The organism is Mycobacterium sp. (assembly GCF_049683355.1).
Classification (GTDB): Bacteria; Actinomycetota; Actinomycetes; order Mycobacteriales; family Mycobacteriaceae; genus Mycobacterium.
In genome coordinates this window covers 1-20,161 of sequence record NZ_JBAUJB010000249.1, presented here as the reverse complement: position 1 = coordinate 20,161, position 20,161 = coordinate 1, and the positions used below count along the sequence as shown (strand labels likewise).

Genomic DNA, 20,161 nt, shown 5'->3' with positions numbered 1-20,161 from the left:
GGCCAGCCGGGTGCGTGCCAGCCGGCGGGCGCGCCGTAGTCAGGCTGGGTCGGCCCGTTGGCCGGCGCACCGTTCGCGCCCGAACCGTTGTTCGCACCGTTCTTGGGGGCGGCTTCGGCAGCAGCCTTCGACGCCTGGGCGATCGCGGTCTTGAACGCGGGCTCCGGGACCGGCTTGGGCCACGGTTCACCACGCTCGATGGCCAACTCACCCGGTGTCTTGATGGGCGGCTTGTCCGACGGCACCCGGCCGCCGAAGTCGTCGAACATCGTCAGGCGCGGCCGCTTCTTCACGTCACCGAAGATGGCCTGCAATTCCACGCGGTGCAGCGTCTCCTTCTCCAGCAGCTCACCGGCAAGGGTGTCCAGCACATCGCGGTACTCGGTGAGGATCTCCCACGCCTCGGTGTGCGCGGCCTCGATGAGCTTGCGCACCTCGTCGTCGATGATCTGGGCGACCTCGTGGCTGTAGTCGGCCTGAGTGCCCATGGTCCGGCCGAGGAACGGGTCCCCGTGCTCGGTGCCGTAACGCACCGCGCCGAGCTTGGAGCTCATGCCGTACTCGGTGACCATGGCGCGGGCGATCTTGGTGGCCTGCTCGATATCCGACACCGCGCCGGTCGTGGGCTCGCGGAAAACCAGCTCCTCGGCGGCGCGTCCGCCCATCGCGAAGACCAGCCGGGCGATCATCTCCGAGCGGGTCATCAACCCCTTGTCGTCCTCGGGGACCGCCATGGCGTGCCCGCCGGTGCGGCCGCGGGCCAGGATCGTCACCTTGTAGATCGGCTCGATGTCAGGCATCGCCCAGGCCGCCAAGGTGTGCCCGCCCTCGTGGTAGGCGGTGATCTTCTTCTCGTGCTCGCTGATGATGCGGCCCTTGCGCCGCGGTCCGCCGACAACCCGGTCGACGGCCTCCTCGAGTGCGGCACCGGTGATCACCGTTCCGTTCTCGCGGGCGGTCAGCAGCGCCGACTCGTTGATGACGTTGGCCAGATCAGCGCCGGACATGCCCACCGTGCGCTTGGCCAACCCGTCCAGGTCGGCGTCGGGCGCGATCGGCTTGCCCTGCGAATGGACCTTGAGCACCGCTCGCCGACCAGCCAGATCGGGACTCGAGACCGGGATCTGGCGGTCGAAGCGGCCGGGCCGCAACAGCGCCGGATCGAGGATGTCGGGCCGGTTGGTGGCCGCGATCAGGATGACACCCTGGCGTTCGCCGAAGCCGTCCATCTCGACGAGCAGCTGGTTGAGCGTCTGCTCGCGTTCGTCGTGTCCACCGCCCATGCCCGCGCCGCGCTGCCGGCCGACCGCGTCGATCTCGTCGACGAAGATGATGCACGGGCTGTTCTGCTTGGCCTGCTCGAACATGTCGCGCACCCGGGAGGCGCCGACGCCGACGAACATCTCGACGAAATCCGAACCGGAGATGGTGAAGAAAGGCACCCCGGCCTCACCGGCGACCGCGCGGGCCAGCAGCGTCTTGCCGGTGCCGGGCGGGCCGTAGAGCAGCACACCCTTGGGGATCTTCGCGCCGAGAGCCTGGTACCGCGACGGGTTCTGCAGGAAGTCCTTGATCTCGTACAGTTCCTCGACCGCCTCGTCGACGCCGGCGACGTCGGCGAAGGTGGTCTTGGGCATGTCCTTGGACAGCTGCTTGGCCTTCGACTTCCCGAAGCCGAAGCCCATCCGCCCCCCGGACTGCATCCGGGAGAACATCACGAACAGGAACACCAGCAGCAGCAGCGGCAGCATGTAGATCAGCAGGGTGCCGAACATGCTGGACTGGTTGACGACGGTGTTCACCTTGGCGTTCTTGGCCTGCAGCGCCTCGAACAACGTCACCCCGTAACCGGTGGGGTACTTGGTGATGATCTGGGTGCTGTCCTCGGTATCGCTGGTGCCGTTCTTCAGCTCCAGCCGCAGTTGCTGTTCGCGGTCATCGATCTGCGCGCTTTCGACGTTGTCGCTGTCGATCTGAGCCATCGCCACCGAGGTGTCGACAGGCTTGTATCCCCGGGTGTCGTCGCTGAAATAGAAGAAGGACCACCCGAGCAGCAGCACCACGGCGATCACCGTGAGGGTGCGGATTACAGTTTTCCGGTTCATTGATACCAACGGCCGTCGGCGGGACCTCCGGCCAAATCCTTCCAATACGCGCAGCTGGAAAAGTCAAGGCTACCGCTAGACCAACGTCTGGCAGTTCCCGACGGGTGCGCAGGTGCCGAACGTGCGTTCACGGTCGTGATTCTGCGCTTACCGCGACGCCAGGAGCACGTTCGGCGAAAGTATGGGGCCATGCGGTCGCGGATGGTGCAAACGAACGGGGTCTCGCTGCGGGTGACCGAGGCCGGTGAGCCGGGTGCACCCGTGGTGGTGCTCTGCCACGGCTTCCCCGAGCTGGCGTTTTCCTGGCGTCACCAGGTTCGGGCGCTGGCCGAGGCCGGTTATCACGTGCTGGCCCCCGATCAGCGCGGCTACGGCGACTCGGACAAGCCGGCCTCCGTGGACGCCTACGACGTCGTCGAACTCAGCGCGGATGTGACCGGGTTGCTCGACGACGTCGGCGCAGAGCGGGCGGTGCTGGTCGGCCACGACTTCGGCGCGGTCGTCGCCTGGACCGCCCCGCTGCTGCACCCCGAACGGTTCAGCGCGGTCGCCGGGCTGAGCCTGCCCCCGGTGCCCCGTCCCAAGGTGCCGACGACCCAGGCGTTCCGGCGGATCTTCGCCGACAACTTCTTCTACATTCTGTACTTCCAGGAACCGGGCCCCGCGGACGCCGAATTGGCCGAGGACCCGGCCACCACGCTGCGGCGGCTGTTCGCCACCCCGCCCGCCGGTGACGACGCCGCGGCGCTGCGGATGCTCGCGCCGGGACCCGAGGGGTTCCTGGCCCGCATCCCCGAGCCCGGCGGGCTTCCCGACTGGATCAGCGAGCAGGACTTCGCCACCTACGTCGACGAGTTCACCCGCAACGGGTTCACCGGGCCGCTCAACTGGTACCGCTGCTTCGACCGGAACTGGGAGCTGACGGCGGACCCGCCGGCGCCGACGATCGAGGTGCCCGCCCTGTTCCTCGGCGGCACCGCCGATGCCACGCTGGCCTACACCCCGCGCCACCGCGCCCGTGAGGTCGCCGCCGGCGCATACCGCGAGGTGACGATCGACGGTGCGGGCCACTGGCTCACCGAGGAGTGCCCCGACGAAGTCACCCGCGAGCTGCTCCGGTTTCTGGCGGAGGAGAGGCGTTAGGGTGCCAGGCATGCCGATCGCACCCGGAGCGAAATCAGTCAGGACGAAGCTCGTGGGCTTGGCCGCCGCCGCAGGCGCCGCCGTCGCGCTGACGGCGTGTGACGCACAGCCGGGCCCGACGCTGACACCCGACGCCGACACCCGGCAGGTGACCGTGGTGGGGGCCGGGCAGGTCCAGGGCTCACCGGACACGTTGACGGTGAACGCGTCGATGGAGTTCCTGGCGCCCGACGCGACGGCCGCGATGAACCAGACCAACGAGCGCCAGCAAGCCGTGATCGAGGGGCTCGTCGAGCTCGGCATCGACCGCAACGACCTGGCCACCACGCAGGCCGACCTGCAGCCGCAGTACGGCCCCGACGACACCGCGATCGCCGCCTACCGCGCCACCAACTCGATCAACGTGACGATCCGCGACCTCGATCTGGCCTCCGATGCGATCGGCCTGATCGTCGAGACCGGCGGCAACGCCACCCGGATCAATTCGATCAGCTACTCCATCGAGGATGATTCCCAACTGGTCCGCGATGCCCGGGCCCGGGCGTTCGAGGACGCCAAGGACCGCGCCGATCAGTACGCGGAGTTGTCCGGGCTGACCCTCGGCAAGGTCATCTCGATCTCGGAATCGGGCGGGCCCACACCGCCGATACCGATGCAGGCCCCGCGCGGGATGATGGAGGCCGCCGTGCCGCTCGAGCCGGGTCAGCAGACCGTCGGCTTCAGCGTGACGGTGATCTGGGAGTTGAGCTGACCCACCGCGTCATCCGGGACTGCCTGCCGCGGCGACGACCACGGGGATGCCGTTGAGCACCGCGGTGCCCGAGAGCGGGTCCAGCACCGATCCGTCGTTGAGCTGATTGGCGTTCACCCCCGGGTGCCGGGCCGCCAGCGTCTGCCCGGTGCCGGCGCGGTCGTGACCCCACCCGTGCGGCAGCGACAGCACGCCGCGACGGATGTCGTCGGTGATCTCCACGGGCACCACCAGTTCCCCGCCGGGACCCTTGACCACGGCGGTATCGGACACCCCGAGGTCGGCGGCGTCGTCGGGATGCATCCGCAACGTGCAGGTGTTCGTGCCGCCGGCGAGCGCGGGCAGGTTGTGCATCCAGCTGTTGTTGGAGCGCAGGTGCCGCCGGCCGATCAGCAGGTAGCCCTCGCTGCGATGCCCGAGTGAGTCACGCAGCCGCGCGGCGTCGCCGATCAGCTGTGGCGGTGCCAGCTCGACCAGACCCGACGGGGTGCGCAGCAGATCCGGCAGCCGCGGCTGCAGCGGCCCCAGGTCGATTCCGTGCGGCGCCGCCTTGAGCCGCTTCAACGTCAGACCGTCGGGCCGGGCACCGAACGCGTCGCCGTAGGCACCGAGCCGGAGCATCATGTCGAGCCGGCGTTCATAGCCCGGGCCGTCGTCGAGCATCGCGGTCAGCTCGTCGACCGCGCGGCCCGCGACCGGCGAGCCCGCGTCGGCGGTCTCCTTGGCAAGGGTGGCGGCGATGACCTGTTCGTCGACGATGCCCGGGTCCCCGTCGATTCCGATTCCGTAGAGGACCAACGCGATCCGGGCCAGGATCTCGGCTTCGTCGGGACGCCCCTGCAGCGGCAGCGCGGGCGGTGAGTAGCGCGCGTTGTTGCGCACCGCCAGGTTGTTCAGCGCGAAGTCGAAGTGCGGGCTGCGTGACGGCGGCGGGGGCGGCAGGACGACGTCGGCGTGGCGGGTGGTCTCGTTGAGGTACGGGTCGATGCTCACCATGAACCCGACGCCGGCGAGCGCGCGGTCGAGCCGGTCGCCGTCCGGAGCGGACAGCACGGGATTGCCCGCCACGGTGATCATCGCCTTGATCTGACCCTCGCCGGCGGTCTCGATCTCTTCGGCCAGCACCGCGACGGGCAGTTCGGAGAGCACCTCGGGCCGCCCGGACACCCGGCTGTGCCAGCGGCCGGTGCTGAAACCCCGGCCCGGACGGGGACCCCGGGGCGCGGGCGCGACCGGAGACAGCGGGAACATCGCCCCGCCGGGTCGGTCCAGGTTCCCGGTCAAGATGTTGACGACGTCGACCAGCCAGCTGCCCACAGTGCCGAACTCGACGGTGGACGTGCCCATCCGACCGTAGACGGCGGCGGTGGGGGCGGCCGCGAGCTCCCTTGCCAGCGTGCGGATCTCGTCGGCCTCGATGCCGCAGTGCGGGGCGACGGTCTCCGGTGAGAAGTCGCGGGCCAGATCGCGCACCTCGTCCAACCCGGCGACGTGGTCGGCGAGAGCTCCCAGCGAGACCAGGTCCTCGTCGAAGAGCACGTGCACGACCGCGAACAGCAGTGCGGCGTCGGTGCCGGGGCGTGGCGCCAGGTGCCGGTCGGCGAGCTCGGCGGTGCGGGTGCGGGCGGGGTCGATGACGACGAGCCTGCCGCCGCGCTTGCGCAGCCTTCGCAGCTTGCCGCCGAAGTCCGCCGCGGTGGCCAGGCTGCCGTTGGACACCAGCGGATTCGCCCCGATGATCACGAGATGGTCGGTGCGGTCGAGGTCGGGGACCGTGAACGCGACCGGGCTGCCGAACATCAGCCCCAGAGCAACGTGTTTGGGCATCTGGTCCAGCGTGCTCGCGGAATAGACCTGATGGGTGCCCAGGCCGCGGATGATCAGCGGCGGGTACAGCGCACCGGCGACGGTGTGCGCGTTCGGGTTGCCGAGGTACACCCCGACCGACGCCCCGCCGTGGTCGCGGATCGCGGCGCCGAGGCCGGCGGCGACGGCGGCGAACGCCTCGTCCCAGGTGGCTTCGGTCAGCGTGCCGTTCCGCCGTACCAGCGGTGCGCTCAACCGGTCGGGGTCGTTGTCGAGTTCGGCGAAACTGGCCCCCTTGGGACAGATGTAACCCGCACTGAACACGTCGTCCTGGTCGCCCCTGGCGCCGACCACCCGGCCGTCGTCGATGGTCAGCGTCAAGCCGCAGGTCGCTTCACAGAACGGGCAGATTCGCAGCGCTGTGTCGGTCATCACAGCATTCTGCGCCGTCTAATGGTCCTCGTACACCTTGGGGTCGAGGGTGCCGATGTAGGGCAGGTCGCGGTAGCGCTCGGCGTAGTCGAGGCCGTATCCGACGACGAATTCGTTCGGGATGTCGAAGCCGACGTATTCGATCTCGACGTCGGCCCGCACCGCCTCGAGCTTGCGTAGCAGCGTGCACACCCGTAGCGACCGCGGCCGTCTGGTCGCCAGGTTGCGCAGCAGCCACGACAGCGTCAGCCCGGAGTCCACGATGTCCTCGACGATCAGCACGTCACGGTCGTTGATGTCGCGGTCCAGATCCTTGAGGATGCGCACCACGCCGGACGACGACGTGGACGACCCGTAGGAGCTCACGGCCATGAACTCCAGCTGGGTGGGCAGCGGGATGGCCCGGGCCAGATCGGTGACGAACATGACCGCGCCCTTGAGCACGGTGATCAGAAGCAGGTCCCGCCCGTCCGACGCGGAGGCGGCATCACGGTAATCGGCGCCGATCAGGGCCCCGAGTTCAGCTGTTTTGGTCTGGATCTGTTCTTCCGACAACAACACCGACTTGATGTCCCCGGGGTACAACTCCGCCGTATGCGCAGGCACGCCCACAGAGTAGCCGTGCCGCGCCGCGGCGTGCCATGCGGTGGCCGGGATGACCGACGCGGGGTCTCACACCGGTTCTCGGTACAGCTGCAGCAGTTCGTCTCGGCGACCGGCGAACAACCGCGTTCGGGGGGTCGCCCCGGGCACCGCCACCCCGCCCTGGCCCCGCCACGCGGTGACCAGGGAGTCGACGGCGCGGATCTGTGTGTCGGTCAGCCCCACCGCCCCACCGGCGAGCAGCCACCCTCTGATGACCCTGCGCCGGACCGCACCCGGCAGCGGGGTGAGCACGCTGACCGCAAGGCCGCCGTCGCCGGTTCCGTCGAGAACCTGGTCCGCCATCGCGTCGAGCGCGTCGGTGTCCTCCCGTAGTGCCGTCGCGGTGCGTGCCAGGGCCTCAGCCACGCCGCCGCCGAGGACGTCCTCGAGCACCGGCAGCACCTCGGTGCGCAGCCGTACCCTGGTGAACCGCCGGTCTACGTTGTGCGGGTCCTGCCACGGCACCAGCCCCAGCTCCGCGCACGCCCGGTGGGTCCGCTCCCGCCGCACCCCGAGCAGCGGCCGGCACCACGGCGGGTCGTGTGGTCTCATTCCGGCGATCGACCGGGAGCCCGACCCCCGGCCCAACCCGAGCAGCACCGTCTCCGCCTGGTCGTCGAGTGTGTGCGCCAACAGCACCGGGGCACCCGAGCGGGCCTGGTCGAGTGCGCGGTACCTGGCGGACCGGGCCGCGGCCTCTGGTCCGCCCTGCGCACCCACCGTCACCCGAAGCACTTGAGCATCAACACATCCCAGCGCGAGGGCCTGGTCGCGGGCGGTGGCGGCGACGGTCGAGGAACCGGCCTGCAGTCCGTGGTCGACGATCAGCGCTGTGGTCGGCATCGACGTGGCCGCGACAGCGGTCAGCGCCAGCGAGTCCGGTCCGCCCGACAGCGCCACGCACCATCGGTCGAGGCCTGCGGCGTGGTCATGGGCGAAGCGGGTGACCACTGAGCGCAGCTCGGCTACAGCACCCGATCGATCCATCGCCGTGGCTCGTCGATCTCGCTTGGCAGCGGCAGGGTCTCGGCATCGGTCCAGATCGTGTTGAAGCGCCGCATGCCCACCGTGGACACCGCCTCGTCGACGAAGGCCTTGCCCCTGGTGTACTGGTTCATCTTCGCGTCGATGCCCAGCAGGGCCCGCATCAGCCGCTGCAGCGGGGGCTGCTTGCGTTGCCTGCGGTCGTCGAACCGGCGCCTGATCGTGGCGACCGTCGGCACCACCGCGGGCCCGACAGCATCCATGACGTGCTCGGCGTGCCCTTCCAGTAACGTCCCCAGCACCAGCAGCTGGTCGAGCGCCTTCTGTTGCGGCTCGGACTGCACCGCTCGGAGCAACCCCAGGACACCGCCCGAGTTGGCTTGGGAAGCATCGGAATTCGAGCTGTCGCGACGATCGCGCAGATAACCGGCCAGCCGGCCGACGACCTCGGTGACATCCTCACCCACATCCTCGGTCAGCACCGCGAGCGCGCCTGTCATGTGATCGGCCAACCACGGATTGGCCCGGAACTGCACCCGGTGGGTGACCTCGTGCAGGCACACCCACATTCGGAAGTCCGCAGGCTTGACCCGGAGCTGGCGCTCGACGGCGATCACATTGGGATACACCAGCAGCAGCTCGCCACCGCCCGCAGCGAATGGGTCGAACTGGCCGAGGATGCCCGACGACACGAACGCCAGCACCGCTCCGGTCTGGGCGCCGGCGATGCGCCCGGTGATCGCCGGCGGCTTGGCCGAACCCGGCGCGTCGGGATCGTCGCCGCCGGTCATCGCCCGCATCGAGTGTGCCGCGGCACGAATCCACTGGGGCCGGTCGACGATTCGGGCCTCCGGGATCTCACCGCCCTCGATGAGGCCGGTCACCTCGCGCACCGGGATTTCGGACAGTCGCGCCGATTCGGTCAGCTGCTCGACGGCCTGCCTGCGGGTGTAGTCGGTGGCCGCCGGTTCCGGACGGGCCAGCTTGCCGCCGAGCGTGGCGGCCAGGTTCCAGTCGACGGCCCGCCCGACGGCGAAACCGGCCCTGCCCGACGGGCTCACGTGTGGCATCCGCAGGAGCGCAGCGTCGCCGCGAAGGCGTCGAGCGCGGTACGGCCGGTCGGACCGGCGTCGTTGGACAGCAAGGCGAAGGTCAGCACCCGTCCACTCTCGTCGGTGACGATTCCGGCCAGCGAGTTGGTCCCGGTCAGGGAACCGGTCTTGGCACGCAGATACCCCGCGGCCTCCCGGCCCGCCTCGGTGTCGAGGTAGCGATTGGACAGCGTGCCGCTGCCCCCGGCGATGGGCAGCAGATCGACCAGCGGCCGCAGCGCCGGCTCGTGGTCCCCGGCCGCCGCGTTGACCACCTCGTCGAGGGTCGTCACGGTCAGCCGGTCGTCCACCGACAGACCACTCGCGTCGAACAGGCGCGCGCCGGTGGTGTCGATGCCGGCGTCCTCCAGCGTGCCGATCACCGCGCGGGCCGCCCCGTCGAAACTCTGCGGGCGGTTCAACTCGGCGGCGACCTCGCGCCCGATCGACTCCGCCATCACGTTGTCCGACTGGTTCACCATGTCGCGCAATCGCTGCATCAGCGGCGGCGACTGGACCGAGGCGACCTCGGTCCCCCGCGCCGGTGTGGACCGCACCGTCACCCTGGCGGGGTCGACGCGCAACGCCACGGCCAGGGCGCGGCCGGCGTCCAACGCGGGCGTCTTCGACCGCCGCGATTCCACGGTGACCGGCTGGGTCCGGCCGGCGTCGAGCATCACCGACTCGATCGGCGCGATGTCCCCGCCGTCGATGTCCAGCGGGTCCCACCCCGTAGCCATCGTCGGACCGCTGTAGGCGCTGACATCGACCTCCACGGCGGACACGGCGGTGCCGCTGCGACGCACCTGGTCGGCCAGATCGACGATGCGCGCCGCGTCCCGGTACCAGGTGTCCTCACCGCGCGGCGCGGCCGACAGTGTCTGGTCCCCACCGCCGACCAGCACCACCACTCCGGGCCGGTCCTCGGCGAAGACCCGCGTGGTCAGCCTGTCGTCGCGGTCCAGCGTCAGCAGAGCCGCCGCAGCGGTCAGCAGCTTGTTCGCCGACGCGGGCTGCATCGGCACGTCGGCGCCCTTCTCCCACAGCTGCCTGCCGGTCAGCGCATCGGTGATCCGGCCGGTGAACCTGCCCAGGTTCGGGTCGGCCAGCGCCGGCGCCAGGGCGGCGGCGAGGCCGTCGGCTGTCGGTACGTGCGCGGAGTCGGAGACGGGAACCACCGCCGGGGCAGCGGTCGCCGGTGCAGGTGCGGGTTCGACGGCCTGCTGATCGGACTCCGCTCGGGTCAGCAGCGCGGCGGCCGCCACCACCACAGTGACCAGCAGCAGCACCGCCACCCCGACCACCACGTGGGTGGACCGCCGCCACCGAGTGGGACGCATGTTTCTCCTGCTCTCGATCGACTACCCGAGCCACCCCTCTAGAGCAGGGTATCGCTCGTTTACTGTTAACCCGCGTCGTCAGCAGACGACCCTGATCCGTACCTGATCTGAAGGAGTCCCCGCCGTGCAGTTCGACGTCCTCATCGAGATCCAGAAGGGGTCGCGCAACAAGTATGAGGTGGACCATGACAGCGGCAAGGTGAAGCTGGACCGCTATCTGTTCACGGCGATGGGCTACCCGACGGACTACGGCTACATCGAGGACACCCTCGGAGAGGACGGGGATCCGCTGGACGCGCTGGTGTTGTTGCCCGAGCCGGTGTTCCCGGGCTGCATCGTCGAGGCCCGCCCCGTCGGCATGTTCCGGATGACAGACGAGAAGGGCGGCGACGACAAGGTGCTGTGCGTGCTCGCCGATCCCCGGTGGGACCACATCACCGACATCGGCGACGTGTCGGAGTTCGAGCTGGACGCCATCAAACACTTCTTCGTGCACTACAAGGACCTCGAGCCGGGCAAGTTCGTCAAGGCTGCCGACTGGGTGGGCCGCGAGGAGGCCGAGGCTGAAGTGAACCGGTCCATCGAGAGGTTCAAGGCCGAAGGCCACTGACGGGCGGGCCTGAGACGGGGCTCACCGCGAAAATTTGCGCGGCCGTAACACGGCGTAACGCAGCTGTCCTTTCCGCCTTCGATCATGGCCCTGTGCTGTTGCATCAAGGACTCGGGCTGGACGCCTTCAACGCGATGCCGTTGCGTCGCGCCGTCCATGCCGTCTACGAGTGCTGCTACAGCGTCCCGCTGGCCGCCGCTCTGGCACGCGCCCGCCCCTTCGACACCTATGACCAGCTGTACCGGTGCGCCGACTCGCTGCTGTTCGGGCTGAGCGAGGAGTCCATCGACTCCATTCTGGAGGCCTACCCGGACGTCGGCCGCCGGCCCGGCAGCGAGAAGTCCCAGGCCGAACAGTGCGCCATCACCGACGAGCGCCCCGAGATGATGGCCGAGCTGGCAGCGGCGTCGAAGACCTACCTGCAGCACTTCGGCTTCGGGTTCGTGATGTTCATCAACGGCTACCGCGCCGAGGACGTGCTCGCCACGCTGCACGACCGATTGCACAACGACCACGAGACCGAGCGCAAGGTGGTCCGCAACGAGCTGGCCCGGATCAACCGCACCCGGCTGGAGCGGATGCTCGGTCCCGAGGGCGGCTACGACAACTGGTGAGGATCGGCTGCTCACTTAGGCTTTGCCGGTGAGCACTCCACCGACAAGGCCCGCCGGACACTCCCACTTTCTGTCCCTTCCCGATCTCGCCGCCCGATCCGCCGGTGGAGCGGTGCTGTGGGCCAACGACGACGTGTTCGCCGAGAAGGAGAACCTGATCAAGCCGGGCCCGGCCGAGCACCGGCCGGCCACCTTCGGCCACAAGGGGCAGGTCTACGACGGTTGGGAGACCCGCAGGCGCCGCAGCGCCACCGCCGACTCGCACGATTCGGTGATCGTCCGCCTCGGGGTGCCCGGCATCATCCGCGGGGTCGTGGTGGACACGGCGTGGTTCACCGGCAACTATCCGCCCGAGGTCTCGATCGAGGCAGCGTTCGTCGACGGGTATCCGACCGCGCAGGAACTGGCCGACGAGGTCGAGTGGACCACGATCGTGGCGCGCCACCCTGTCAACGGGGACACCCGCAATCCGTGCGCGGTGGACTCGCCGAAGCGCTGGACCCATGTGCGGCTGTGCATCTATCCCGACGGCGGGGTGGCCCGGCTGCGGGTGCACGGCGAAGGACTGCTGGACCCCCGCTTCACCGAGCTTCCGCTGGACCTGGCGGCCCTGCACAACGGCGGCCGGATCACCGGCTGCTCCAACATGTTCTACAGCTCGCCCAACAACCTGTTGCTGCCCGGCGCGGCCAGGACCATGGGCGAGGGCTGGGAGACGTCCCGGCGGCGCGACTCCGGGAACGACTGGGTACAGGTGCGCCTTGCGGGGCAGGGCGTGCTCACCGCAGCCGAACTGGACACTTCGTACTTCGTCGGCAACGCCCCGGGGTCAGCCCGGTTGCGGGGCCGCGACGGAGACGCCGAGTGGTTCGATCTGCTGCCGCAGACCGAACTGCAGCCCGACACCAGACACCGCTTCCTGGTCGGCTCCGACCGGGCGGTCACCGAGGCCCGCCTGGACATCTATCCCGACGGTGGGATGGCGCGGCTGCGGCTGTTCGGTCGGCTCACCCCGGAGGGGCTGCGGCGGGTCAGCGAGCGCTGGGCCGCCGCAGCCTGAAGGCCATCCCTCAGCGCGAGGGATCCTCCTGCGGATCGGTGGTGAGGTCGGCCGGCTCCACCTTCGTCGGGGTGCCCTGTTTGCGGACATCGTGCACCCGGGTCTTGTACAGGCTGGCCGCGGTGGTGATCAGCAGCGTGACGATGATCACGCCCAGGCTGGCCAGCGTCGGGATCTCCGGCACCGGCACGTGCTCGCCGCCGTTGATGAACGGGAGTTCGTTCTCGTGCAGGGCGTGCAGCAGCAGCTTGACGCCGATGAATCCCAGGATGAACGCCAACCCCTGCGACAGGTACACCAGCCGCTTGAGCAGGTCCCCCAACAGGAAGTACAGCTGCCGCAGGCCCATCAGCGCGAACACGTTGGCGGTGAACACCAGGTAGGGCTCGCGGGTCAGACCGTAGATCGCCGGAATGGAGTCCAGCGCGAACAGCAGGTCGGTGGTGCCCAGCGCGACGATGACCAGGAACATCGGCGTCATCACGCGACTGCCGTTTTCCTTGACCCACAGCTTCAGGCCGTCCCACTGGTCGGTGAACTTCAGGTGCCGCTGGGCGAACCTGACCACGGAGTTGTCCGCGTCGTCGTCGTGCTCGGTGTCCCGGACGAGCTTGATCGCGGTGTACACCAGGAACGCGCCGAAGAGGTAGAACACCCAGGAGAACTGGTTGATCGCCAGGGCGCCGAGCGCGATGAAGATGCCGCGGAAGATCAGCGCCAGGATGATCCCGACGAGCAGCGCCTGCTGTTGGTAGATCCGCGGCACCTTGAAGCTGGCCATGATGATCAAGAAGATGAACAGGTTGTCCACCGACAGGCTGTACTCGGTGAGCCACCCGGCGAAGAACTCGAGCCCGAACTGGCTGCCGTGGTAGAACCACGTCCACAGGCCGAAGGCGATCGCCAGGCCGATGTAGAAGGTCAACGCAGTCCCGGTCTCCCGCCGTGACGGCTCGTGGGGTCTACGCCCGAAGATCAGCACGTCGACCAGCAGAATGCCGATCGTCACAGCGAGGGTGATCCCCCACTCGAGTCCAGAAACGTTCATCAAACCTCCGGTCGTCAGTCAACGCCGGAGGTCTCTTCCACCCGCACCGACCTGAACGTCGGTGGCAGGCCCGCGGCACCGGTCGTCCGAGGGCGGACGACGAGATGACGACACTGCGGCGAAGGAATACTCCCCTCCAAATCGGTGATTCTGCCAGTCGACCGCCCGACACGCGAAACGAGCAGGTGCCCGACGGCATGAAGCGACTCCGGACGCTTAGTAGTTTGTACCCGTGACAGCAGCGGATCCAACGCCCGAGATCCCTTCTCAGTTCGTGCTGTCGGCATCGGCGGCGGAGCCACGCACGCTGATCGACATCCTCTACGACACCGCGCGCCGCCATCCCGACGCCACGGCGCTTGACGACGGGGCCGTCCAGCTCACCTACGCCGAGCTGATCACCGATGTCCAGGACAGCGTCGCGTGGCTGGCTGCGCGCGGGATCGGGCGCGGCGACCGCATCGGCATCCGGATGCCGTCGGGCAGCTACGCCCTCTACGTCGCGATCCTGGCCACGCTGGCGACCGGCGCGGCCTACGTTCCGGTCGACGCGGACGACCCGGCCGAGCGCGCCGAGTTGGTGTTCACCGAAGCCGGCGTCGTCGCGGTGATCACCGAGCAGGGCCTGGTGCGCGGGCCCGGGTCGTCACGGGGTTGGCGCGCGGCCGCGCCCCTGAGCCGCGACGACGCGTGGATCATCTTCACCTCCGGCTCCACCGGCACTCCGAAGGGCGTCGCCGTCACCCACCGCAGCGCGGCGGCGTTCGTCGATGCAGAAGCGCGGATATTCTTGCAGGACAACCCGATCGGCCCCGGAGACCGGGTGCTCGCGGGGCTGTCGGTGGCGTTCGACGCGTCCTGTGAGGAGATGTGGCTGGCGTGGCGGCACGGCGCGTGCCTGGTGCCGGCGCCCCGGTCGCTGGTGCGCAGCGGGATGGACCTGGGCCCATGGCTGGTGTCTCGGGACATCACCGTCGTCTCCACCGTCCCCACGCTGGCCTCACTGTGGCCGGCAGAGGCGCTGGAGGCGGTGCGGCTGCTGATCTTCGGCGGCGAGGCCTGCCCTCCGGAGCTGGCCGAACGGCTCGCGGTGGACGGCCGCGAGGTGTGGAACACCTACGGGCCCACCGAGGCGACGGTCGTCGCGTGTGCGGCGCGGCTGGACGGAAAGAGCCCGGTGAGCATCGGGCTGCCGCTGCCCGGGTGGGATCTGGCGGTGGTCGGCAAGGACGGTTCGCCGGTGGGACTCGGCGAAGTCGGCGAGCTCGTCATCGGCGGCGTCGGGCTGGCGCGTTACCTCGACCCGGAGAAGGACGCCGAGAAGTACGCCCCGCTGCCCTATCCCAGCCCGATCTCGCATTGGACCCGCGCCTACCGCAGCGGCGACCTGGTCCGGCTGGAATCCGACGGCCTGTACTTCGTGGGACGCGCCGACGACCAGGTCAAGGTCGGCGGCCGGCGCATCGAGCTCGGCGAGGTGGACACCGCGCTGGTGCACCTGCCCGGCGTCAGCGGCGCTGCCGCGGCGGTGCGCAAGACCGCGAGCGGTACCCCGTTGCTGGTGGGTTATCTCGTCGTCGCGCCGGGCGCCGAACAGGCCTTCGACGTCGTCGAGGCCCGCACCCGGCTGTCCGAGTCGCTACCCGCCGCGTTGGTGCCCCGGCTGGTCGTCGTGGCCGAACTGCCCACCCGTACGTCGGGGAAGGTCGACCGCGACGCCCTTCCGTGGCCGGTCGGCTCGGCCGGCGATGACGACACTCCCGAGCTGGGCGGCACCCTCGGCTGGCTGGCCGCACTGTGGCGCGACGTGCTGGCCGCGCCGGTGGCCGGGCCGGAAGCGGACTTCTTCGCCCTGGGCGGCGGGTCGCTGTCGGCGGCACAGTTGATCGCCGCGCTGCGGCAGCGTTACCCGCAGGTAACGGTCGCCGAGCTCTACGACCATCCCCGGCTGGGGTCGCTGGCGGGCTACCTGGACGAGCTCGATCCGCCGCCCGCCGTGGTGATCCGGGACGTGAAGCCGGTCCCGCGGCTGACCCAGGCCGTGCAGATGGCTGCGAGTGTGCCGCTGGCGACGCTGGCCGGCATGCAGTGGGTGGTCTGGCTGGCGCTGGCCAACAACATCGCCGCCGCGCTGTCGCTGGTGCCGTGGGCCAGGCCCGTCGACTGGTGGTGGATCCTGGCGGGTTTCGTGCTGTTCATCACCCCGCTGGGCCGGATGGGCATCGCGGTGTTCGGGGCCCGTGTCCTGATCGGTGACCTCGCGCCGGGCACCTACCGTCGCGGCGGGTCGGTGCACCTGCGGGTGTGGCTGGCCGAGCGGCTGGCCGAGGCCAGTGGCGCGGAGAACATGGCCGGGGCGCCCTGGCTGGTCTACTACGCCCGCGCGCTGGGCAACTCGGTCGGCAATGGGGTGGATTTGCACTCGGCGCCGCCGGTCACCGGGATGCTGACCCTGGGTCACCGCTGTTCCATCGAACCCGAGGTCGACCTGAGTGGCCACTGGATCGACGGCGACCTTTTCCATGTCGGCCCCGTCGCCGTCGGCAACGACGCGTCGGTGGGCGCCAGGACCACGTTGCTCCCCGGCGCGGTGGTCGGCAAGAACGCCGACGTGGCACCCGGTTCCGGCGTCGTCGGGAAGGTGAAGAACCGGCAGTACTGGAAGGGCTCTCCGGCGGTCAAGTCCGGTAAGGCGAAGCATCCGTGGCCGGATCATCGGCCGCCCAGCGCCCCGATGTGGGTCGCGATGTACGGCGCCACGTCGATGCTGCTGGGCGCGCTGCCGCTGGCCGCACTGGCGGCGGGGATCGCCGTGCTCGGCTGGGGGGTGCGCGGGACCGAGTCGGTGAGCGCGGCGGTGCTGCCGGCGCTGGTGTGGATCGTGCCGGCGACGCTGGCCGCCCTGCTGACCTATGCGGCCCTGACGGTGCTGGGGGTGCGGTTGCTCGCTGTCGGACTGCACGAGGGCTACCACCCCGTGCGCAGCCCCTCGGGTTGGCAGCTGTGGGCCACCGAACGGCTGATGGACGCCGCCCGCAACCACCTCTTCCCGATCTACGCGAGCCTGCTCACGCCCTGGTGGCTCCGGCTGCTCGGGGCCGAGGTCGGCCGCGGCACCGAGATCTCCACCGCGCTGCTGATCCCCAAGTTCACCGTCATCGAAGACGGTGCGTTCCTCGCCGACGACACCATGGTCGCGTCCTACGAACTGGGCGGCGGCTGGATCCATGTCGCCCGGGCCACCATCGGCAAGCGGGCGTTCCTGGGGAACTCGGGCATCACCCAGCCCGGTCGCCGGGTCCCCGACGACGGGCTGGTCGCGGTGCTCTCGGCGACACCGCACAAGGCCAAGGCGGGCTCGTCGTGGCTGGGCAGCCCGCCGGTGCGGCTGCGCCGCCGGCCCACGGCCGCCGACGCGCTGCGGACGTTCCATCCGTCCGCGCGCCTGAAGGCACTGCGCGCCACGGTCGAGACGTTCCGGCTGGTCCCCGTCGTGGTCACGTTCGCCATCGGGGTGGCCGTGCTGTTGTCCGTCCAGGCCGTGGTGCTGACCGCCGGCTGGATCTGGGCCGCGCTGGCCACCGGGCTTATCCTGCTGGCCGCCGGGGCGCTGGCCGGCGGCATCGCGGTGGCTGCCAAATGGATTGTGGTGGGCCGGATCACCGCGATCGAACATCCGCTGTGGTCGTCGTTCGTGTGGCGCAACGAGGTGTCGGACACGTTCGTCGAAACCGTGGCGGCGCCGTGGTTCGCCCGCGGAGCAGTGGGTACACCCGTCATGAATCTGTGGCTGCGGGCGCTGGGCGCGAAAATCGGACGGGGGGTGTGGTGTGAAAGCTACTGGCTCCCCGAGGCCGACCTGGTGACGCTCGAGGACGGCTGCACCGTCAACCGCGGGTGCGTGGTGCAGACCCATCTGTTCCACGATCGCATCATGCGGATGGACACCGTCGTGCTCGAGCGGGGCGCGACGCTGGGACCGCACTGCGTGGCGTTGCCCGCGGCGCGCATCGGGTCAGGAGCCACGGTAGGGCCGGCGTCGCTGGTGATGCGCGGCGACGTGGTGCCACCGTCGACTCGATGGCAGGGCAACCCGATCGCCTCGTGGAACCCGCCACGCAAGAAGCGTGATGCGTCGAGCCCCAAGCCCAAGAAACCTGCGGCCGCGTGAGCGGACGCAAACGGGTGGCCAAGAAGAACGGGTCACCGGTCATCGACCCGTACCTTCCCGGCTCCGGCAACTTCGGCTACCGGGTGTCGCGCTACGAACTCGAGCTCGAATACAAGGTGGCGATCAACCGGCTCGCGGGGGCGGCCACCATCACCGCCGTCACGCTGGCCGAGCTCGCGACGTTCACCCTGGACCTGTCGGATGCGCTCGCGGTGTCCAAGGTGACGGTGAACGGCAGGCGGCCCTCGCAGTTCCGCACCCAGGCGGGCAAATTGCACGTCACTCTGGCGCAGCGGCTACCCGCCGGCGCGGCGATGACGGTCGCGGTGCGCTACGGAGGCACCCCGCGCCCGATCCGATCCCATTGGGGCGAAGTCGGTTTCGAGGAGCTGACCGAAGGCGTGCTGGTGGCGGGCCAGCCCAACGGTGCGGCGTCGTGGTTCCCGTGTGACGACCACCCCAGCGCCAAAGCCAGCTTCCGGGTCCAGATCAGCACGGAGAGACCGTATTTCGCACTCGCCAACGGCAAGCTGCTGTCCCGGCGCGCCCGCGCCGGCATGACCACCTGGGTCTATGAGCAGGCTGAGCCCACCTCGACCTATCTGGTCACGCTGCAGATCGGCGTCTACAGCAGGCAGCGGATGTCGAAGAACGGCGTCGAGATCTTCTCGGTCCTGCCCGACCGGTTACGCACGAACTTCGAAACCGACTTCGACCGTCAGTCGCAGATGATGAAGCTGTTCGTGAAGCTGTTCGGCCCCTATCCGCTGGCGGGCGGATACACCGTGGTGGTGACCGATGACGATCTCGAGATCCCCCTCGAGGCGCAGGGAATCTCCATCTTCGGCGCCAACCACTGTGACGGGCAGCGGAGTTCGGAACGGCTGATCGCACACGAGCTGGCTCACCAGTGGTTCGGCAACTCCGTCACCGTCCAGCGCTGGCGCCACATCTGGCTGCACGAGGGCTTCGCCTGCTACGCGGAGTGGCTGTGGTCCGAACACTGCGGAGAGCACACCGCAGACGAGCACGCCCGCCACTACCACCAGAAACTGCTCAACTCGCCGCAGGACCTGGTCCTCACCGACCCCGGCCCGCGCGACATGTTCGACGACCGGGTGTACAAGCGCGGAGCGCTCACGCTGCACGCCCTGCGCAGCCAGATCGGCGACACCAACTTCTTTGCGCTGCTCAAGGATTGGACGCACCGCTACCGGCACAGCAGCGCAGTGACCGACGACTTCACCGACCTGGCGGCCCACCACAGCGAGGATTCGCTGCGGGAGCTGTGGGCCGCGTGGCTGTACTCACCGAAGGTGCCGCCGCTGGACGTGTGCGCGTGACAGACGCGGCGGCGGCGCCCTCAGGCGCGGTGACCCGCAGCAGCGTGGTCCGCGTCGGCGCGGCGACGGCGCTGACCGCGCTGTGCGGGTACGCGGTGCTCTACCTGGCCGCGCGGGATCTCGAGCCCGCAGGCTTCTCCGTCTTCGGGGTGTTCTGGGGTGCGTTCGGTCTGGTCAGCGGAGCGGCCTTCGGACTGCTGCAGGAGACCACCCGGGAGATCCGGTCCGCCGCCGCCGCCGATCCACCGGCCGCGCGCACCCACCCGTTGCGGGTCGGGGCGGGTGTGGGGGTGACCGCGGCCCTGTTGATCGCCGCGAGCTCGCCGCTGTGGTCACAGCACGTCTTCGTCGAGGACCGGGCGCTCAGCGTCGCGCTGTTGTGCGGCGGGCTGGCCGGGTTCTGTCTGCACACCACGCTGCTCGGCGCGCTCGCCGGGGTGAACCGGTGGTCGCAGTACGGCGCGCTGATGGTCACCGACGCCGTGCTGCGGGTCGCGGTGGCGGTGGCCACCTTCGCGGTGGGCTGGGGGCTCGGCGGCTATCTGTGGGCGACGGTCGCCGGCGCGGTCGCGTGGCTGTTGCTGCTTGTCACCTCGCCGACGACCAGGGCGGCCGCCCGGCTGCTCACCGCGGTCGACACCGTCACTTTCCTGCGCGGCACCGGGCACTCGATCGCCGCGGCCGGTGCCAGCGCGGTTCTGGTGATGGGTTTTCCGGTGCTGTTGAAGGCCACCTCGGGTGACGATCTCGGTGCGACGGGCGGCGTGGTGATCCTCGCGGTGACGTTGACGCGGGCCCCGCTGCTGGTGCCGCTGACCGCGATGCAGGGCAACCTGATCGCGCACTTCGTCGACCAGCGCACCCACCGGCTCAAAGCGCTGGTGGCGCCCGCGGCGCTGGTCGGTGTGGTGGGCGCGGCGGGGATCGCGCTCGCGGCGGCGTTCGGGCCGTGGTTGCTGCGGGAGGGCTTCGGTGACGAGTACCTCGCCGACGGCGCGCTGCTGGCCTGGTTCACGGC

The 20,161-nt window shown here is 69.7% G+C and carries 15 protein-coding genes; 8 read left to right on the top strand and 7 right to left on the bottom strand.

Features of this window, described 5'->3' with window-relative positions:
• On the bottom strand, nt 1-2,105 hold a 2,105-nt coding region (gene ftsH / locus WA944_RS15280), incomplete at its 3' end, for an ATP-dependent zinc metalloprotease FtsH (RefSeq protein WP_526609539.1).
• Nucleotides 2,106-2,294: 189 nt separating this feature from the next.
• On the opposite strand from ftsH, the gene WA944_RS15275 reads away from it, so the two are divergent.
• On the top strand, nt 2,295-3,248 hold the full coding sequence (locus WA944_RS15275; RefSeq protein ID WP_526647087.1) for an alpha/beta fold hydrolase: 954 nt from the start codon (nt 2,295-2,297) through the stop codon (nt 3,246-3,248).
• A 10-nt stretch (nt 3,249-3,258) separates the two neighbouring features.
• Nucleotides 3,259-3,999 (top strand): SIMPL domain-containing protein, encoded by a 741-nt coding sequence (locus tag WA944_RS15270; RefSeq protein WP_526609541.1) that lies wholly within the window; start codon nt 3,259-3,261, stop codon nt 3,997-3,999.
• A gap of 9 nt (nt 4,000-4,008) precedes the next feature.
• Here the strand turns inward: WA944_RS15270 and WA944_RS15265 are convergent, their stop codons facing one another.
• The 5 genes from WA944_RS15265 to dacB are packed head-to-tail and all read right to left on the bottom strand — an operon-like array spanning nt 4,009 to nt 10,297.
• The gene (locus WA944_RS15265; protein ID WP_526609543.1) at nt 4,009-6,237 is read right to left on the bottom strand and encodes a molybdopterin-dependent oxidoreductase; all 2,229 of its coding nucleotides are present in this window, start codon (nt 6,235-6,237) and stop codon (nt 4,009-4,011) included.
• Nucleotides 6,238-6,255: 18 nt separating this feature from the next.
• Complete coding sequence (gene hpt / locus WA944_RS15260) at nt 6,256-6,894, bottom strand: hypoxanthine phosphoribosyltransferase (RefSeq protein ID WP_526609554.1); 639 nt, start codon at nt 6,892-6,894, stop codon at nt 6,256-6,258.
• A gap of 15 nt (nt 6,895-6,909) precedes the next feature.
• Nucleotides 6,910-7,869: a tRNA lysidine(34) synthetase TilS gene (gene tilS, locus WA944_RS15255; RefSeq protein WP_526609545.1), complete on the bottom strand. Its 960-nt coding sequence runs from the start codon at nt 7,867-7,869 to the stop codon at nt 6,910-6,912.
• On the bottom strand, nt 7,848-8,936 hold the full coding sequence (locus tag WA944_RS15250) for an Rv3626c family coenzyme F420 biosynthesis-associated protein (RefSeq protein ID WP_526370350.1): 1,089 nt from the start codon (nt 8,934-8,936) through the stop codon (nt 7,848-7,850). The genes tilS and WA944_RS15250 overlap by 22 nt, the downstream gene beginning before the upstream one ends.
• Entirely contained in the window at nt 8,924-10,297 is a 1,374-nt protein-coding gene (gene dacB / locus WA944_RS15245; RefSeq protein WP_526609547.1) for a D-alanyl-D-alanine carboxypeptidase/D-alanyl-D-alanine endopeptidase, read from the bottom strand. The genes WA944_RS15250 and dacB overlap by 13 nt, the downstream gene beginning before the upstream one ends.
• A gap of 124 nt (nt 10,298-10,421) precedes the next feature.
• Here dacB and WA944_RS15240 point away from each other — a divergent pair, with 124 nt between their 5' ends.
• From WA944_RS15240 to alc, 3 genes are all read left to right on the top strand, one after another.
• The gene (locus tag WA944_RS15240) at nt 10,422-10,907 is read left to right on the top strand and encodes an inorganic diphosphatase (protein WP_159228692.1); all 486 of its coding nucleotides are present in this window, start codon (nt 10,422-10,424) and stop codon (nt 10,905-10,907) included.
• Nucleotides 10,908-10,999: 92 nt separating this feature from the next.
• Nucleotides 11,000-11,521, top strand: a complete 522-nt coding sequence (locus WA944_RS15235) for a 2-oxo-4-hydroxy-4-carboxy-5-ureidoimidazoline decarboxylase (RefSeq protein ID WP_526372969.1) — start codon at nt 11,000-11,002, stop codon at nt 11,519-11,521.
• Between the two features lie 28 nt (nt 11,522-11,549).
• A complete protein-coding gene (alc, locus tag WA944_RS15230; RefSeq protein WP_526609551.1) occupies nt 11,550-12,581 on the top strand; it encodes an allantoicase in 1,032 nt (343 codons plus the stop codon).
• A 10-nt stretch (nt 12,582-12,591) separates the two neighbouring features.
• Here the strand turns inward: alc and WA944_RS15225 are convergent, their stop codons facing one another.
• A complete protein-coding gene (locus WA944_RS15225) occupies nt 12,592-13,629 on the bottom strand; it encodes a TerC family protein (RefSeq protein ID WP_526372972.1) in 1,038 nt (345 codons plus the stop codon).
• Between the two features lie 232 nt (nt 13,630-13,861).
• Between WA944_RS15225 and WA944_RS15220 the strand changes: the two genes are divergently transcribed.
• The 3 genes from WA944_RS15220 to WA944_RS15210 form a co-directional block, all read left to right on the top strand.
• Nucleotides 13,862-17,800, top strand: a complete 3,939-nt coding sequence (locus tag WA944_RS15220; RefSeq protein ID WP_526647086.1) for a Pls/PosA family non-ribosomal peptide synthetase — start codon at nt 13,862-13,864, stop codon at nt 17,798-17,800.
• Nucleotides 17,797-19,143 (top strand): M1 family metallopeptidase, encoded by a 1,347-nt coding sequence (locus tag WA944_RS15215; RefSeq protein ID WP_526609671.1) that lies wholly within the window; start codon nt 17,797-17,799, stop codon nt 19,141-19,143. The genes WA944_RS15220 and WA944_RS15215 overlap by 4 nt, the downstream gene beginning before the upstream one ends.
• On the top strand, nt 19,140-20,161 hold a 1,022-nt coding region (locus WA944_RS15210), incomplete at its 3' end, for a hypothetical protein (protein WP_526647085.1). The genes WA944_RS15215 and WA944_RS15210, both read left to right, overlap by 4 nt.

What these genes read in the sequence shown, in the direction of transcription:
- WA944_RS15275 (WP_526647087.1), top strand. Translation starts at nt 2,295, where the DNA reads ATGCGGTCGCGGATGGTGCAAACGAACGGGGTCTCGCTGCGGGTGACC.
- WA944_RS15270 (WP_526609541.1), top strand. Translation starts at nt 3,259, where the DNA reads ATGCCGATCGCACCCGGAGCGAAATCAGTCAGGACGAAGCTCGTGGGC.
- WA944_RS15265 (WP_526609543.1), bottom strand. Translation starts at nt 6,237, where the DNA reads ATGACCGACACAGCGCTGCGAATCTGCCCGTTCTGTGAAGCGACCTGC.
- tilS (WP_526609545.1), bottom strand. Translation starts at nt 7,869, where the DNA reads ATGGATCGATCGGGTGCTGTAGCCGAGCTGCGCTCAGTGGTCACCCGC.
- WA944_RS15250 (WP_526370350.1), bottom strand. Translation starts at nt 8,936, where the DNA reads ATGCCACACGTGAGCCCGTCGGGCAGGGCCGGTTTCGCCGTCGGGCGG.
- dacB (WP_526609547.1), bottom strand. Translation starts at nt 10,297, where the DNA reads ATGCGTCCCACTCGGTGGCGGCGGTCCACCCACGTGGTGGTCGGGGTG.
- WA944_RS15225 (WP_526372972.1), bottom strand. Translation starts at nt 13,629, where the DNA reads ATGAACGTTTCTGGACTCGAGTGGGGGATCACCCTCGCTGTGACGATC.